This is a genomic window from Variovorax sp. UC122_21 (genome assembly GCF_044056785.1).
In the GTDB taxonomy this organism is placed as follows: Bacteria; Pseudomonadota; Gammaproteobacteria; order Burkholderiales; family Burkholderiaceae_C; genus Variovorax.
Genome location: NZ_CP172004.1, coordinates 5,826,506 through 5,841,445, shown reverse-complemented (window position 1 = coordinate 5,841,445; position 14,940 = coordinate 5,826,506). Strand labels below are relative to the sequence as shown.

The following is a 14,940-nucleotide window of genomic DNA, read 5'->3' as shown; positions in this document are numbered from 1 at the left end:
GATAACAATTGAAATCGATGGGCGGCCGTTTGCCCGCAGGGGTTTACCCCGGCTTGCGGGGCGCGTCGTCGGCGTTCGGGCGGATGCGCAGCTGCCAGGCCGCGCAGATCGCGAGCGCGCACAGGCCGGCCAGCATCGCGAACACCTCGTCGAAGGCCGCCAGCCGCGCCGGGCTGGTCTGCGGGTTGGCGAGCGAGTCGCCGTGCGCCGCCAGCCGCCACTCGAGCACGATCGCGCACAGGCTCACGCCGGCCGCGCCGCCGAGCATGCGCACGAAGTTGATGGCGCTCGCGCCCTGCGGGATCAGCGGCTTGGCCAGCGGCCGCATCGAGCCCAGGTTCAGCGAGGGCAGGATGAAGCCCAGCCCGATGCGCCCGACGATCGCGAAGGCCACCAGCAGCCACAGCGCGCTGTCGGCGCGCAGCACCATCATCAGCGCGAACGAGGCCGCCAGCAGCGCCAGCCCGATGCTCACCAGCGCCCAGGTCGGCTGCCGGTCGGCCAGCCGGCCCACGCCCGCGATGGTGGCCGCCAGCACGAAGCCCGCCGGCAGCAGGATCGTGCCCACGTGCGAGGCCGACAGGTGCAGCCCGACCTGCATGTAGACCGGCAGCAGGTAGGTGGAGCCGAACAGCGCGGTGCCGTAGATGAAGGCGACCACGCTGCCCATCGCGAACTGGCGGTAGCCGAACAGCGCGAGGTTCATCAGCGGCGTGCCGCCCGCGGCCGCCAGCCGCCGCTGCCACCAGATGAAGAGCCCGAACGAGAGCAGCGCGCCGCCCAGCAGCGCGACTGCCTCGAGCGGCGAATCGCCACGCAGCGCCACCAGCCCGTTGAGCAGGCACAGCGTGCCCACGGTGCCGAGCGCGAGGCCGCGCACGTCGAGCCCGCCGCTGCGCGCCGCGACCGCGCCGCCGGGCGCGGTGGTCGGCACGAACTTGTAGGCCAGCCACAGCGAGGCCAGGCAGAACGGCACCACCATGTAGAAGATCGAGCGCCAGCCGAACAGGTCGACCAGCACGCCGCCGATGCTCGGGCCGATGGCCGGCGCCAGCACCACGCCCATGCCGAAGATGCCGCTCGCGCGGCCCTGCTCGTGGGGCTCGAAGGCGCGCAGGATGATGATCGCGGGGGATCGGCTGCACCACGCCCGCGGCCAGGCCCTCGGCCACGCGCGCCAGCAGCACCAGCGAGAAATCGTTGGCCATGCCGCCCGCGACGCCGCCGGCCAGCAGCAGCAGCATGGTGCCGACGTAGGTGCGCCGGTAGCCGTAGCGCGCCAGCAGCCAGGGCGTGGTGAGCATCGACACCGTCATCGCCACCATGAAGCCCGAACTCACCCACTGGGCGCGCTCCTGGCCCAGCGAGAAGTGGTGGCTCATGCCGGGGATCGCCACGTTGACGATGGTCGAGGACATGATCGAGGCCATCGTGCCGACCATCACCGACAGCAGCAGGTACCAGCGGTAGCGTTCGCCGTAGCGCGCGCGCAGCGGGCCCATGGCGGGGGGCGGGGCCGGCGTGGCGGCTTCGGGCGTCTCGTGGTGGGTCATCGGAAGTGGGGAAGCGTCGGGCGTGAAGGTCGGCGATGCCGGGCCCGTCGTCCTACAAGCATATCGGGCTTTGCGCGGCGGCCCGCGCGAGGGCCGGCTCCACAATGCCCCGGCTGTCCCGCATCCGACCCGCCGCAGGCACCACACAAAGACGACCATGGATCACTCTCCCTCCGCGACGAACGACGAAACGACGCCCGAACCCGCCGAAGGCGCGACCACCCTGGCCGCCGAGCTCGCCGCGCCCACCGTCACGCGCGCCTACCGTTGCCAGTGCGGCCGGCCCGTGTTCCTGCGCAACAGCGAATGCCTGGCCTGCCACACGCCGCTGGGCTACGTGGAGGACAGCCTCGGCGTGGTGCCGCTCGCGCTCGCCGTGGCCGAGGACGCCAACGGCAACGCCGTCGCCGAGCCCGACAGCTACACCCTCTTCGGCGACCCGCAGGGCCCGACCTACCGGCGCTGCGCCAACCTGATGACGCCCGCGGCCTGCAACTGGATGGTGCCGGTGGCGCGCCCGGGCCAGGCGCCCGCGCCCGACACGCACGGCCTCGCGCCCGGCTACTGCCTGGCCTGCAGCGTCACGCGCACCATCCCCGATCTCTCGGTGGCCGGCAACGACGAACTCTGGCGCAAGCTCGAGCAGGCCAAGCGGCGCCTGATCTCGCAGCTGCTCGCGCTGCGGCTGCCCGTGGTGAGCCGCCATGCCGACCCGGTGCACGGCCTGGCCTTCGACTTCCTGAGCAACTTGCCGGGCGGACCGCACGTGATGACCGGCCACGACACCGGCATCATCACCCTCAATGCCGAGGAGGCCGAGGACGCGGTGCGCGAGCGCATCCGCACCGAGATGCACGAGCCCTATCGCACGCTGGTGGGCCACTTCCGCCACGAGATCGGCCACTACTACTGGGACCTGCTGGTGCTGCCCTCGGCCTGGCTCGAGGACTTCCGCACCTTGTTCGGCGACGAGCGCGCCGACTACGGCGCCGCGCTGCAGCAGCACTACAACCAGGGCCCGCCGCCCGACTGGGCGCAGCGCCTCGTGAGCAGCTACGCCAGCATGCATCCGTGGGAGGACTGGGCCGAGACCTGGGCCCACTACCTGCACATGGCCGATTCGGCCGACACCGCGATGAGCTTCGGCGTCGATGCCACCAACGTCGAACTCACGAGCGACCTGTTCACGCCCGAGGACCTGTGGCGGCCCGAGCATCCCGAGGCCGCGAAATTCCTCGACTTCATCAACAGCTGGGTGCGGCTGACCAACGTGCTCAACGAGCTGTCGCGCAGCATGGGCCAGCCCGACTTCTATCCCTTCGTGCTGCCGCGCACCGCCGTCGGCAAGCTGCAGTTCATCCACTGCGTGGTGACCGAGCTGCGCGGCGACGGCGGGCCGTCGCTGGTGACGGCGCAGGACGTGGAGGCGGCGGCCGAGGCCACGGCGCAAGCGCAGGAGCAGGAGCAGGAGCAGGTGGCCGAGGGCGAGGCCCAGCCCGCGGTTCAGTCGTCCTGAGCGCCCGCCGCGCAGCGCGCGCAGAGGCAGGCCTGGCCGCGCAGCGCCTCGGGCAGGCGCTCGAGCGGTGCCTGCGAGAAATCCATCGCCATGCACCAGCACGGCGGCTGCGGCTGGCCGGTCTCGCGCTCGATCTCCATCGCGCAGCGGTTCGACTCGCCGCACAGCGGGCAGCGCGTGGCGTCGAGCGCCTGCGCGGTGTTCGCCATCACGCGAGCTCGAACGGCGGCAGCTTCTTCGGCACCGCCACGTTGTTGAGCGTGGCGTAGACCGGCAGGCCGCCGCGGTAGGCCGGGTAGTCCTCGCCCTCGATCAGCGGCAGCAGGTAGCGCCGGCATTGCTCGGTGATGCCGTAGCCGTCGTCGGAGATGAAGTCGCGCGGCATCGGCTTCTCGACATTGGCCACCGAGGCCAGTGGCGCGCTGCCGATGGCGTAGGCATAGGGCACATCGCTGGTGCGCTCGATCGTCGGCATCACCGCGTTGTGGCCCTCGAGCGCGAGCTCGACCGCGCGCTGCCCGAGTTCGTAGGCCTGGCGCACGTCGGTGGCCGAGGCGATGTGGCGCGCCGCACGCTGCAGGTAGTCGGCCACCGCCCAGTGGAACTTGTGGCCCAGCGCGTCCTTCACCATCTGCGCCACCACGGGCGCCGCGCCGCCGAGTTGCGCATGGCCGAAGGCGTCGCGCGTGCCCTGCTCGGCGAGGAAGGTGCCGTCGGGATGGTGGCAGCCCTCGGACACCACCACCGAGCAGTAGCCGTGCTGCTTCACCAGCGCGTCGACGCGCGCGAGGAAGCGCTGCTTGTCGAACTCGATCTCGGGGAACAGCACCACCACCGGAATGCCCTGCTCGGCCACGAGCCCGCCGGCCGCCGCGATCCAGCCCGCGTGCCGGCCCATGACCTCGAGCACGAACACCTTGGTCGAGGTCGCGGCCATCGAGCGCACGTCGAACGAGGCCTCGAGCGTGGACACCGCCACGTACTTCGCGACCGAGCCGAAGCCCGGGCAGCAGTCGGTCAGCGGCAGGTCGTTGTCGATGGTCTTGGGCACGTGGATGGCCTGCAGCGCATAGCCCATCGACTGCGAGAGCTGGCTCACCTTGAAGCAGGTGTCGGCCGAATCGCCGCCGCCGTTGTAGAAGAAGTAGCCGATGCCGTGCGCCTTGAAGACCTCGATCAGCCGCTCGTACTCGCGCCGGTTCTTCTCGAGCGACTTGAGCTTGTAGCGGCAGGAGCCGAAGGCGCCCGCGGGCGTGCTGCGCAGCGCGGCGATGGCCTCGGCCGGCTCGGCACCGGTGTCGATCAGGTCCTCGGTCAGCGCGCCGATGATGCCGTTGCGACCGGCATAGACACGGCCGATGCGCTCGGGATGACGGCGCGCCGTCTCGATCACGCCGCAGGCCGAGGCATTGATGACCGAGGTGACGCCGCCCGACTGGGCGTAGAAGGCATTGGTGGGGTTCGTGGGCATGCGGGGCTCCTTCGCGCGGAAGGGCCATTCTGGCGCACTCGCATGACAGCGGCCAGCCGCGCGCCGGCCCTGCTCAACGCCCCGGGAATTCGGGCGCGCGCTTCTGCAGGAAAGCGCTCACGCCTTCGCGAAAGGTCGGCCGCTCGATCAGCTCGCGCTGGCGCTCGCTCTCGTAGTGCAACTGCTCGGGCAGCGTGTGGCGCTCGGCCGCGGCGAAGGCGGCGCGTGCCTCGGTCACCGCATGCGCGGGCAGGCGCGCGAGGCGCTGCGCAGTCTCGCGCGCCTCGGCCATCAGGTTCTCGTCGTCCACGCAGCCCCAGATCAGGCCCCACTGCACCGCGCGCCCGGCGCCGAGCCGCTCGTCGAGCAGCGCCATGCCCATCGCGCGCGCCCGGCCCGCGCGGTGTGGAATGGCCCAGGTGCAGCCCAGGTCCGGCACGATGCCGAGCTTGGGCAGGAAGGGCAGGTAGAAGTAGGCACTGCGCGCCGCCAGCGTGATGTCGGCCGCGAGCGCGAGGCCCACGCCGGCACCGGCGGCTGCGCCGTTGACGGCGGCCACGACCGGGATCGGCATCGACTGCAGCGTCTCGATCAGCGGATTGCTCAGCGACTGCATCCATTCGGCGGTCTGGTCGCCGAGCGTCTTGCCGTCCTGCGGCGGGCGCATCGCGCTGAGGTCGGCGCCCACGCAGAAGGCCTTGCCCGCGCCCGTGAGGATCAGGGCGCGCACCGCGCGGTCGTCGCGGATGCGCTCGAGGTGGGCGCGCAGTTCCTGCTGCAGCTCGATCGCGAGCGGGTTGAGCTTGGCCGGCAGGTTGAGCGTGAGCGTGGCGATGCCCTCGTCGAGCGCGTAGAGCACGCTGGGCTGGGCGCCCGGGTCCTGGGGTGGCTGCTGCGTCATCGGAATCTCTCCACGTGTTCGTCGGCTCGGATGTTCGGGGCGAATGGATGACCGTGCGTGGCGCCCAAAGAAAAAGCCGCCCGTCGACGGGGCGGCTCTGGATGGCCTGCTCCGGTTCCCTGGCATCGATGGTTCGATGCCGGGGCGCCCCGGGTCAAGCCGGGGACAACCCGTGGGGCAGCAGTCGCCAAGGCGACCGCCGGCGCGCGGGCACCGGCAGCGGGATCGCGGCCGGCTGCGCGTCCGACACCGTGATGCGCGCGGGCTCGAGCGCCGACACCAGGATGCGGCGGTGCTCGGTGCCCTCGAAGCGCTCGCCGGGCTCGAGCACGATGTCGCGCGGATCGCGATCCAGGGTGACCCAGACCGAGCCGCTGCGGCATTCGATGCCCACGCCGGCGCCATCGGCCACGGCGACGACCGCGCGCGCCGGCAGGCTGAGCTGGAAGCAGGAAGGGAAGGGGGTGCTCATGGCAAGCTCCATTGCATTCGTCATGCGAATGAATATATTGAGCGCCCAGTCCTTTACAAACGGTCTTTTGGAACTCATTGCATGCGTATCGAGAATGCAAAGAAGGCCTCGCCGGCCCCGCCCCAGAGCACGGTCGACCTGCCGCCGCTGGAACTCATGCGCAGCTTCGAGGCGGCCGCGCGTCGGCTCAGCTTCACGCTGGCCGCGACCGAGCTGCATCTCACGCAGTCGGCCGTGAGCCGCCAGATCCAGCAGCTCGAGGCGAGCCTGGGCGTGCTGCTGTTCGAGCGCCGCCATCGCGCGCTGGTGCTCACCGAGGCCGGCGGCGTGATGCAGCGCGCCGTCACCGACAGCCTGGAGCGGCTGCGCGATGCCACCGCGCGCGTGCGCGCCGGCTCGGCGCCGCGCCAGGTCGCGATCACCACCACGCCGGGCTTCGCCTCGCTGTGGCTGATCCCGCGGCTCGCGCGCTTCACCGGCAGCCATCCGCAGGTCGACGTGCGCGTGTCGGCCACGCTCGAGGTGCTCGACCTCGAGCGCAGCCGCGTCGACGTGGCGGTGCGGCTGATGCCGGTCTCGCGCGGCAAGGGGCCGGCGCTGTTCGAGGAGAGCGTGGTGCCGCTGTGCTCGCCCGCGCTCGCCAAGTCGCTGCGCAAGCCGGCCGATCTCGCGAACCTCACCTTGCTCACCGTCGAGTACCCCGACCACAGCGAGGCGCCCACCGTCGACTGGGAACCCTGGCTCAAGGTGATGGGGCTGCACGACCTGCGCATGAAGAGCACGCTGCGCTTCACGCAGTACGCCGACGCGGTGGGCGCGGCGGTGGCGGGGCAGGGCGTGGTGATCGGGCGCCTGCCGCTGCTGCGCGAGCTGATGCGCGAGGGCCGGCTGGTGGCGCCGCTGGGCGAGGGCGCGGCCTCGCAGCGCGGCTACTTCGTCGAGACCTCGCGGCGTGCCGCGGGCAACCGCGATGCGCTCGAGTTCGCGCAGTGGCTGCGCGAGGAGGCCGAAGAGGCCGAGGCGGCGCAGCGCGCCTGAGCGCGCCGCGCCGGCGGGCGATCAGCCCGGCAGCAGCACTTTGTTCACGACGTGGATCACGCCGTTCGACTGGTAGACGTCGGCGATCGTCACCATCGCGGTGCCGCCCTTCGCGTCGGTCACGAGCACGTTGCTGCCGCTCATCATCGCGGTCAGCGTGCCGCCGCTCGCGGTCTTCAGCGTGGCCTTGCCGCCGCCGGCCTTGATCGCGTTCATCAGCGCGGCGCTGTCCATGCGGCCGGGCACCACGTGGTAGGTCAGCACCGTCGTCAGCGTGCCCTTGTTCTCGGGCTTGAGCAGCGTGTCGACCGTACCGGGCGGCAGCGCGGCGAAGGCCGCGTTGGTCGGTGCGAACACGGTGAACGGGCCGGGGCTCTTGAGCGTGTCGACCAGGCCCGCGGCCTTCACGGCCGCGACCAGCGTCGTGTGGTCCTTCGAATTCACGGCGTTGTCGACGATGTCCTTCGTCGGATACATCGGCGCGCCGCCGACCATGGGCGTGTTCATGCTGCTGCTGCTGCCACCCATGCCCATGCCGCCGCCCGCGCAAGCGCCGAGCAGGACCGAGACGCCGAGTGCGATGACGAGTTTCTTCATGAAGGTCTCCTTGAGGGATGCGCCATGCGCGCATCGCCATGTGTCTGTGGAACCGCCAACAGCGCGGGGGCGCGATGCGCTTGAGACCAATACGGGGCGCATGCGCGGCTGGATTCGCGCGGCGGTTTTTTTCTTCGATGACGGTGAAACGGGCACGTCGCCTTCACGCCACAGCGTTGCACAACGGTCTTGCGCAGCGTGCGCGGCCTCGCCAGAATCCGGCCTTCATTTTTCAGCGACAGTTTTTCTTTCACGCGCGCACGGCGACGATCGACCTCCCGGGCGCACCACCACTTCAATGAACCGTCCTCTGAACTCCTGACCGCACACCGACCGCCCCGGCCGGATGTGCATCCACGCATCCCGCCGCGGCCGTATCGACAAGGGCCCCGCGCGCAAACATTCGCCGGGGCCTTTTTGTTTTGATCCGGAGTGTGTGCACATGAGTGCTCAGCGAAAGGCCCGTGACGACGAGAAGCGTCTGGGCCGGTTCTATTTCTCGGTGCCGGGCGAAGCCCCGCGCAATCCCGTCGTGGCCGCGATGGCGCGCCGCGCATCCAGCCAGGGTGCGGGCCGCCACCTGCGCACGCATCGCGCCGAGCGGCGCGCGCAGAAGGTCGCGCTGCAGAAGGCGGCGCGCGGACTGAAGGAGGACTGACCATGCGCGAAGACATGGACAAGGTGATCGTCGAACGCCCGCGCGGCGGCTGGCGCGTGCAGGGCGACGGCCGCCTGTGGCGCAACAGCCGCGAGCGCGGATCGCACCTGGGCATGCGGCGCGGCTACCAGCACCCCAAGTGGCTCAGCGAGAACCTGCAGCCGCTCAAGCGCTGGCTGCACAAGCAGGTGCATCGGCCCTGGGACAAGGTGTGGAGCGAGCTCTGCGACGGCATCGACCGGCGCAACACGGTGCAGGCGCACCTCTTCGTGCACATCGACCAGTTCGTCGAACGCCAGGCCGAGCTGCGCGAGGGCGAGGTGTGGGTGCCGGGCCGCGTGTGGCAACGGTCGCTGGTGCCGCTGCGCGAGTCGGCGTCGGTGGAGCTGTTCGTGCATCCCGGCACGGGCATCCTGCTGCCCAACCGCCACCTGCGGCGCGCGAAGCAGCAACGCAAGGCCGAACGGGCCGAGCGCTACGGCGGCCATGAGACGGTGCGACCCTATGCGCCCTATCACGTCATCGATGCCGTCACGCAGTGGCACCGCGTCGATGGCGCCTGGTGGGAGGTGCGGCTCGCGCGCGTGCCCGAGGCGCGCGCCGGCGAGGCCGAGCCGCGGCACTACGACGTGCTGCGCCGCTGCTTCGTCACGCGCAAGGGTTGCGAGCCCCCGGCCTTCGGCAGCGCCGATGCGCGGGCGATGTACGGCCGGCCGCAGGTGTACGCGCAAGACATGCGCCGGCTGGGCCGCGTGGAGGTGCGCTCGCGGCTCGGCTGAGCCTCAGCCTCAGCGTTGGGCAGCGACCGCGCGCGGCAGCAGCAGGAAGGCCGTGGTGCCCGCGGCCAGCATCAGCGCGATCGTGAGGAACACCGCGCGGAACGGCTCGACGCCGTTCGTGGCCGCCCACGAGGCGGCCACGCCGGTGGTCCACTGCATCAGCGAGACGCCGAGGAACATCGCCATGTTGAGCAGCGACAGCGCGCGCCCGGTCATCGCGGCCGGATAGGCGGCGCGCGTGTACGAGTACTGCAGCACCGAGTAGCCCGAGAGCAGGCCGTAGAGGATCGGCAGGCCGATGTCGACCGCCAGCGACTGCGTGAACGCCATCAGCGCGAACATGACCGCGGCCGCCGAGGCGCAGCCCATGAGCCAGCGCCCGCGCCGCGCGCCACCGGGATCGAGCCGGCCGAACAGCGCCGGGCTGATCATGCCCGCGACGGTCATCACCAGCGCCACGTTGCCGCTGCTCACGAGCGAGAGCCCGTGGCGGTCGTGCAGCACCGGGCCGAGCCACAGGCCGCGCAAGGTGATGAAGGCCGCGTACGAGACGCAGGCGAAGCACAGCAGGCCCAGCGTGTGCGGCATCGCGAACAGCGGCAGCAGCTCGCGCACCGCCTGGCCCACCGTCTGGCGCTGCGTGGCCTGCGCATGCGGCGGCTCGTGCACGCGCCAGAACACGAAGCCCCACGACAGCACCGCGAAGCCCGCGAGGCAGGCATAGCCCGCGCGCCAGCTCGCGGCCTCGATCAAGAGCGCCAGCGGCGTGCCGGTGAACAGGATGCCCAGGCCCGCGAGGCTCATGACCAGGCCCGACATGGCGGTGAAGCGCGCGGCCTCGAAGTGGCGCGCGATGAACACGGTGCAGGCCAGGAAGGCCGGCGCGCAGCCGACGCCGATCATCGCCTGGCCCAGCAGCAGCGCATGGAAGCTCGGCGCCAGCGCGCACAGCACCGCGCCCGCGATCGCGAGCGGAAAGGCCGTGAGCACCGTGCGGCGCACGCCGTACATGTCGATCGACACGCCCATCGCGAGCTGCGTGGCGCCGAACATGAAGTGGAAGGTGCCGGCCCACAGGCCGAGCGCCTGCGCCGTGAGGCCGAAGTGCTGCGAGAGCGGCGTGGCCATCATCGCGCCGACGGTGCGGAAGGCCTGGCTCAGCGCGAAGGCCGAGGCCAGCACGATCAGCATCGAGGTGGCCGAACGTGCGCGGGCCGGGGAGAACGTCATGGAGCAGCGGGAAACGGAGAGCGGCCCGCATCCTAACCAGCCATGAAAAACGGCGCCCGAAGGCGCCGTGGTTCGCGAGTCGCGCGCTCGGCGATCAGGCTTCGCCCTTGACCTTCAGGCGCCAGGCGTGCAGCAGCGGCTCGGTGTAGCCGCTGGGCTGCTCGATGCCCTTGAACACCAGGTCCTGCGCGGCCTTGTAGGCGGCCGAGGTGTCGAAGTGGCCGGCCATCGGCTGGTACAGCGGGTCGCCGGCGTTCTGCCCGTCGACCACCTTGGCCATGCGCTGGAAGGTCTCGTCGACCTGCGCCTTGGTGACCACGCCGTGCAGCAGCCAGTTGGCGATGTGCTGGCTCGAGATGCGCAGCGTGGCGCGGTCTTCCATCAGGCCCACGTCGTGGATGTCGGGCACCTTCGAGCAGCCCACGCCCTGGTCGATCCAGCGCACCACGTAGCCGAGGATGCCCTGCACGTTGTTGTCGATCTCCTGCTGCTTCTCGGCCTCGGTCCACTTGGCCTCGGCGGCGATCGGCACCTGCAGCAGCGCGTTCAGGATGTTGTCGCGCTCGGCATCGGCGTCGATCTTCTCGAGCTCCTGCTGCACCGCGGTCACGCTGACCTGGTGGTAGTGCAGCGCATGCAGCGTGGCGGCGGTGGGCGAGGGCACCCAGGCGGTGTTGGCGCCGGCCTTGGGGTGGCCGATCTTCTGCTCGAGCATGGCGGCCATCAGGTCGGGCATGGCCCACATGCCCTTGCCGATCTGCGCCTTGCCGCGCAGGCCGCACGACAGGCCGACCAGCACGTTGTTCTTCTCGTAGGCGCCGATCCAGGCGCTGGCCTTCATGTCGCCCTTGCGGATCATCGGGCCGCCCTGCATGGCGGTGTGCATCTCGTCGCCGGTGCGGTCGAGGAAGCCGGTGTTGATGAAGGCCACGCGCGCGGCGGCCTCGGCGATGCAGGCCTTGAGGTTCACGCTGGTGCGGCGCTCCTCGTCCATGATGCCGAGCTTCACGGTGTTGGCCGGCAGGCCCAGCAGCTGCTCGACGCGGCCGAACAGCTCGCTCGCGAAGGCCACTTCGGCCGGGCCGTGCATCTTGGGCTTGACGATGTAGATGCTGCCGGTGCGCGAGTTGCCCTTGCGCTTGAGGTCGATCATCGCGATGGTGGTGGTCACCACGGCATCGAGGATGCCTTCGGGGATTTCCTTGCCGCCGTCGTACAGCACGGCCGGGTTGGTCATCAGGTGGCCCACGTTGCGCAGGAACATCAGCGAGCGGCCATGCAGCTTGATCGGCTGGCCGTTGGCGCCGGTGTATTCGCGGTCGGGGTTGAGGCCGCGCGTGAAGGTCTTGCCGCCCTTGGCGACTTCTTCCGTCAGCGTGCCCTGCACGATGCCGAGCCAGTTCGAGTAGGCGACCACCTTGTCGGCGGCATCGACCACGGCCACCGAGTCCTCGAGGTCGAGGATGGTCGACAGCGCGGCCTCGAGCACCAGGTCGCTGACGCCGGCGGCGTCGCTCTTGCCGATCGGCGTGGAGCGGTCGATGCGGATGTCGAGGTGGATGCCGTTGTGCTTGAGCAGCACCGACGACGGGGCCGCGGCATCGCCCTGGTAGCCGATGAACTGCGAAGGATCGGCCAGCGCGGTGCTGCTGCTCTGCAGCGCGACGACCAACTGGCCGTTCTTCACGCTGTAGCCGGTGGCGTTCTTGTGCGAGCCGTTGACCAGCGGCGCGGCCTGGTCGAGCACGTTGCGCGCGAACTCGATGACCTTGGCGCCGCGCACGGGGTTGTAGCCCTTGCCCTTCTCTGCGCCGTCGGTCTCGGGAATGGCGTCGGTGCCGTAGAGCGCGTCGTACAGCGAGCCCCAGCGCGCGTTGGCGGCGTTGAGCGCGTAGCGCGCGTTGAGGATCGGCACCACCAGCTGCGGGCCGGCCTGCTGCGCCAGTTCGGCGTCGACGTTGGCGGTGGTCGCCTTCGCGCCCTGGGGCTGCGGCAGCAGGTAGCCGATCTTCTCGAGGAAGGCGCGGTAGGCCGGCATGTCGGCGATCGGGCCGGGGTTCTTCTTGTGCCAGGCGTCGAGTTCGCTCTGCAGGCGGTCGCGCTCGGCGAGCAGCGCCACGTTCTTGGGCGCGAGGTCGGTGACGATGGCGTCGAAACCCTTCCAGAAGGTCTCGCTGGCCACGCCGCTGGCGGGCAGCACCTTCTCCTCGACGAAGCGGTGGAGTTCGGTCGCGACCTGGAGTCCGTGGGCGGTGGTGCGGGCGGTCATGTTTTCTCCTCGGGGACGAAATGCGATGCGGGGGATGTATTCGGGTTCGGGGCGCGCGCATGCGCGATCCATAAGCTCCACTTTATTGCATACCGTAGTGAAGAGTAATAGCTCAAAGCGGGATTAATCGATGACAAAAATGAATGTAATCGGCGCCGCTCACCGCCTTTGCGTTCACCTGCGGCCTGCAATGCGTTCACCCGCCCGCAACCGCGGGAAGGGTAGGCCCCGATGGCCGCACTGGATGGGCCGGATAAATTTAACTTCTTAAATAAATCCGCCTTTTCGCACCGACGACATGACCGCCCCGAAGATCCTCCTCGCCTCCAACGAAAACCCGCTCGGCATGCCCGAGTCGGCGCGCCGCGCGGCCGCCGACGCGCTCGCGGGCGCCGGCACCTACCCCGACAGCAACGGCAGCGCGCTCAAGCAGGCGCTGGCCGCGCGCCTGGACGTGCCGCCCGAATGGCTGGTGCTGGGCAGCGGCTCGAGCGAGATCCTCGAGCTGGCCGCGCAGGTCAGCCTGAAGCCGGGCGAGAGCGTGGTCTATTCGCAGTACGGCTTCGTGGTCTACGCCCAGGCCACGGCGCATGCCCATGCGCGCGCCGTCGTGGTGCCGGCGCGCGACTTCGGCCACGACCTCGACGCGATGCGCGCGGCGATCGGCGAGGACACGCAGCTGGTCTTCGTCGCCAACCCCAACAATCCCACCGGCAGCTTCATCGAGGCCGCGCCGCTCGAGGCCTTCCTGCAGTCGGTGCCGGCGCACGTGACGGTGCTGCTCGACGAGGCCTACACCGAGTACCTCGCGCCCGCGCAGCGCTACGACAGCATCGGCTGGGTGCGGCGGCTGCCGAACCTGATCGTGGCGCGCACCTTCTCCAAGGCCTTCGGCCTCGCGGGCCTGCGCATCGGCTACGGCGTGGCGCAGCCCGCGCTGGCCGCGCGCATGAACGCGCAGCGCCCGCGCTTCAACGTCACCACGCCGGCGCTGGCCGCGGCCACGGCCGCGCTGGGCGACGCGGACTTCCTCGCGCGCAGCTACGAACTCAACACCGCCGGCCGCGCGCAGCTCGCCGCGGGCTTCGACGAACTCGGCCTCGCGCACCTGCCCTCGTCGGGCAACTTCCTGGCGGTGAAGGTGGGCGACAGCGCCGCGGTGCATGCGCGGCTGCTGGCCGCGGGCATCGAGGTCTCGCTGCTGGGCAACTACGGCCTGGGCGAATGGCTGCGCGTCTCGGTCGGCCTGCCCGAGCAGAACCGCGCGCTGCTGGCCGCCTTGCGCTGAAGAACGAAGAAATCCAGGGACGACGACACGACAACAACGCGACAGACCATCCACCCCCGAGGAGACAGACCCCCATGAAACGCCGTCAGTTCGCAGCGCAGGCCGCTGCATTCGCCGCCGCCGCCGCCATCGCGCCGCGGTCCTTCGCGCAGGAGCGCACCCTGCGCATCCTGGTGGGCTTCCCGCCCGGCGGCTCGGCCGACGTGGTCGCGCGCCTGCTGGCCGACAAGATGCGCGTGACGCTCAACCAGAACGTCATCATCGACAACAAGCCCGGCGCGGCCGGCCGGCTCGCGCTCGCCGAGGTCAAGCGCTCGGCGCCCGACGGCAACACGCTGGTGTTCTCGCCGAGCGGCGCGCTGGTGATCCATCCGTGGCTCTACCCGAGCCTCGGCTACGACCCGGTCAAGGACTTCACGCCGGTCGCGCTCGCGGGCACCTTCGACTTCGCGGTCACGGCCGGCCCCGGCGCGCCGGCCGGCGACCTGAAGGCCGTGCTGGCCTGGATGAAGGCCAACCCCACCAAGGCCAACTACGCGACCTCGGGCGCGGGCACCGTGCCGCACTTCGCGGGCCAGCTGCTGGCGCAGGCCTCGGGCGTGCCGATGACGCACGTGGCCTACCGCGGCGGCGCGCCGGCCGCGCAGGACCTGATCGGCGGCCAGGTGCCGCTGATGGTCGACACCGCCTCGGAGACCATCGAGCACCACCGCGCGGGCAAGGTGCGCATCCTCGCGATGACCGGCGCGCAGCGCAACCGCTCGCTGCCCGAGGTGCCCACGCTCAAGGAGGCCGGCATCGACGTCACGGCCAATGCCTTCTTCGGCCTCTACGGCCCGGCCGGCCTGCCGGCCGAGACGGTGCAGCGCCTCGACCGCGCCGTGGCCGAGGCACTGCGCGCGCCCGACGTGCAGGAGCGCATCTACGCGCTGGGCCTGGTGCCCACGCACGCCGGCCCGACCGAACTCGCGGCCACGCAGGCGGCGCACCTGAAGATGTGGGAGCTGCCGATCAAGAACTCGGGCTTCAAGGCCGAGGGCTGAAGCCGAACAGCCGAACAGCCGGACAGCCGAACGCAGAAGGAAGACAAAAACTACGCAAAGGTCGCAGAAGGAAAACCATTTTTTGGCTGTTCCTTTCGCGACTTCTGCGAAACCTTCGCGACCTC

Annotated in this window: 13 protein-coding genes and 1 pseudogene; 6 read left to right on the top strand and 8 right to left on the bottom strand. The window is 70.5% G+C overall.

Features of this window, described 5'->3' with window-relative positions; all coding sequences use genetic code 11:
- Positions 1–43: 43 nt before the first annotated feature.
- Positions 44–1,553, bottom strand: a pseudogene (locus ACHMXE_RS40215) (MFS transporter).
- Between the two features lie 157 nt (positions 1,554–1,710).
- Between ACHMXE_RS40215 and ACHMXE_RS40210 the strand changes: the two are divergent.
- Positions 1,711–3,069, top strand: coding sequence for a putative zinc-binding metallopeptidase (locus ACHMXE_RS40210; RefSeq protein ID WP_395349137.1), 1,359 nt, complete (start codon positions 1,711–1,713; stop codon positions 3,067–3,069).
- Here the strand turns inward: ACHMXE_RS40210 and ACHMXE_RS40205 are convergent.
- The 4 genes from ACHMXE_RS40205 to ACHMXE_RS40190 form a co-directional block, all read right to left on the bottom strand.
- On the bottom strand, positions 3,057–3,278 hold the full coding sequence (locus ACHMXE_RS40205; RefSeq protein WP_395349136.1) for a cysteine-rich CWC family protein: 222 nt from the start codon (positions 3,276–3,278) through the stop codon (positions 3,057–3,059). The two genes, ACHMXE_RS40210 and ACHMXE_RS40205, sit on opposite strands and share 13 nt — an antisense overlap.
- Positions 3,278–4,540, bottom strand: coding sequence for a 6-phosphofructokinase (locus tag ACHMXE_RS40200; protein ID WP_395349135.1), 1,263 nt, complete (start codon positions 4,538–4,540; stop codon positions 3,278–3,280). Before ACHMXE_RS40200 ends, ACHMXE_RS40205 begins: the two co-directional genes overlap by 1 nt.
- 73 nt (positions 4,541–4,613) lie before the next feature.
- Complete coding sequence (locus tag ACHMXE_RS40195) at positions 4,614–5,441, bottom strand: enoyl-CoA hydratase-related protein (protein WP_395349134.1); 828 nt, start codon at positions 5,439–5,441, stop codon at positions 4,614–4,616.
- A 154-nt stretch (positions 5,442–5,595) separates the two neighbouring features.
- Positions 5,596–5,913, bottom strand: a complete 318-nt coding sequence (locus tag ACHMXE_RS40190) for a DUF2917 domain-containing protein (protein ID WP_395349133.1) — start codon at positions 5,911–5,913, stop codon at positions 5,596–5,598.
- Between the two features lie 81 nt (positions 5,914–5,994).
- Between ACHMXE_RS40190 and ACHMXE_RS40185 the strand changes: the two genes are divergently transcribed.
- On the top strand, positions 5,995–6,951 hold the full coding sequence (locus ACHMXE_RS40185) for a LysR substrate-binding domain-containing protein (protein ID WP_203204044.1): 957 nt from the start codon (positions 5,995–5,997) through the stop codon (positions 6,949–6,951).
- Between the two features lie 21 nt (positions 6,952–6,972).
- Here the strand turns inward: ACHMXE_RS40185 and ACHMXE_RS40180 are convergent, their stop codons facing one another.
- Positions 6,973–7,548 (bottom strand): fasciclin domain-containing protein, encoded by a 576-nt coding sequence (locus ACHMXE_RS40180; protein WP_395349132.1) that lies wholly within the window; start codon positions 7,546–7,548, stop codon positions 6,973–6,975.
- A gap of 442 nt (positions 7,549–7,990) precedes the next feature.
- Here ACHMXE_RS40180 and ACHMXE_RS40175 point away from each other — a divergent pair, with 442 nt between their 5' ends.
- Together ACHMXE_RS40175 and ACHMXE_RS40170 are read left to right on the top strand one after the other, a co-directional pair.
- Entirely contained in the window at positions 7,991–8,206 is a 216-nt protein-coding gene (locus ACHMXE_RS40175; RefSeq protein WP_093350583.1) for a hypothetical protein, read from the top strand.
- Between the two features lie 2 nt (positions 8,207–8,208).
- On the top strand, positions 8,209–8,985 hold the full coding sequence (locus tag ACHMXE_RS40170; protein ID WP_395349131.1) for a hypothetical protein: 777 nt from the start codon (positions 8,209–8,211) through the stop codon (positions 8,983–8,985).
- Between the two features lie 9 nt (positions 8,986–8,994).
- Here the strand turns inward: ACHMXE_RS40170 and ACHMXE_RS40165 are convergent, their stop codons facing one another.
- Both ACHMXE_RS40165 and ACHMXE_RS40160 read right to left on the bottom strand, forming a co-directional pair.
- Complete coding sequence (locus ACHMXE_RS40165; RefSeq protein ID WP_395349130.1) at positions 8,995–10,215, bottom strand: MFS transporter; 1,221 nt, start codon at positions 10,213–10,215, stop codon at positions 8,995–8,997.
- Positions 10,216–10,309: 94 nt separating this feature from the next.
- Positions 10,310–12,484 (bottom strand): malate synthase G, encoded by a 2,175-nt coding sequence (locus ACHMXE_RS40160; protein WP_395349129.1) that lies wholly within the window; start codon positions 12,482–12,484, stop codon positions 10,310–10,312.
- A gap of 298 nt (positions 12,485–12,782) precedes the next feature.
- Here ACHMXE_RS40160 and hisC point away from each other — a divergent pair, with 298 nt between their 5' ends.
- Both hisC and ACHMXE_RS40150 read left to right on the top strand, forming a co-directional pair.
- Positions 12,783–13,772: a histidinol-phosphate transaminase gene (hisC, locus tag ACHMXE_RS40155; protein ID WP_395349128.1), complete on the top strand. Its 990-nt coding sequence runs from the start codon at positions 12,783–12,785 to the stop codon at positions 13,770–13,772.
- A gap of 74 nt (positions 13,773–13,846) precedes the next feature.
- Positions 13,847–14,815, top strand: a complete 969-nt coding sequence (locus ACHMXE_RS40150) for a Bug family tripartite tricarboxylate transporter substrate binding protein (protein ID WP_395349127.1) — start codon at positions 13,847–13,849, stop codon at positions 14,813–14,815.
- Positions 14,816–14,940 lie beyond the last annotated feature (125 nt).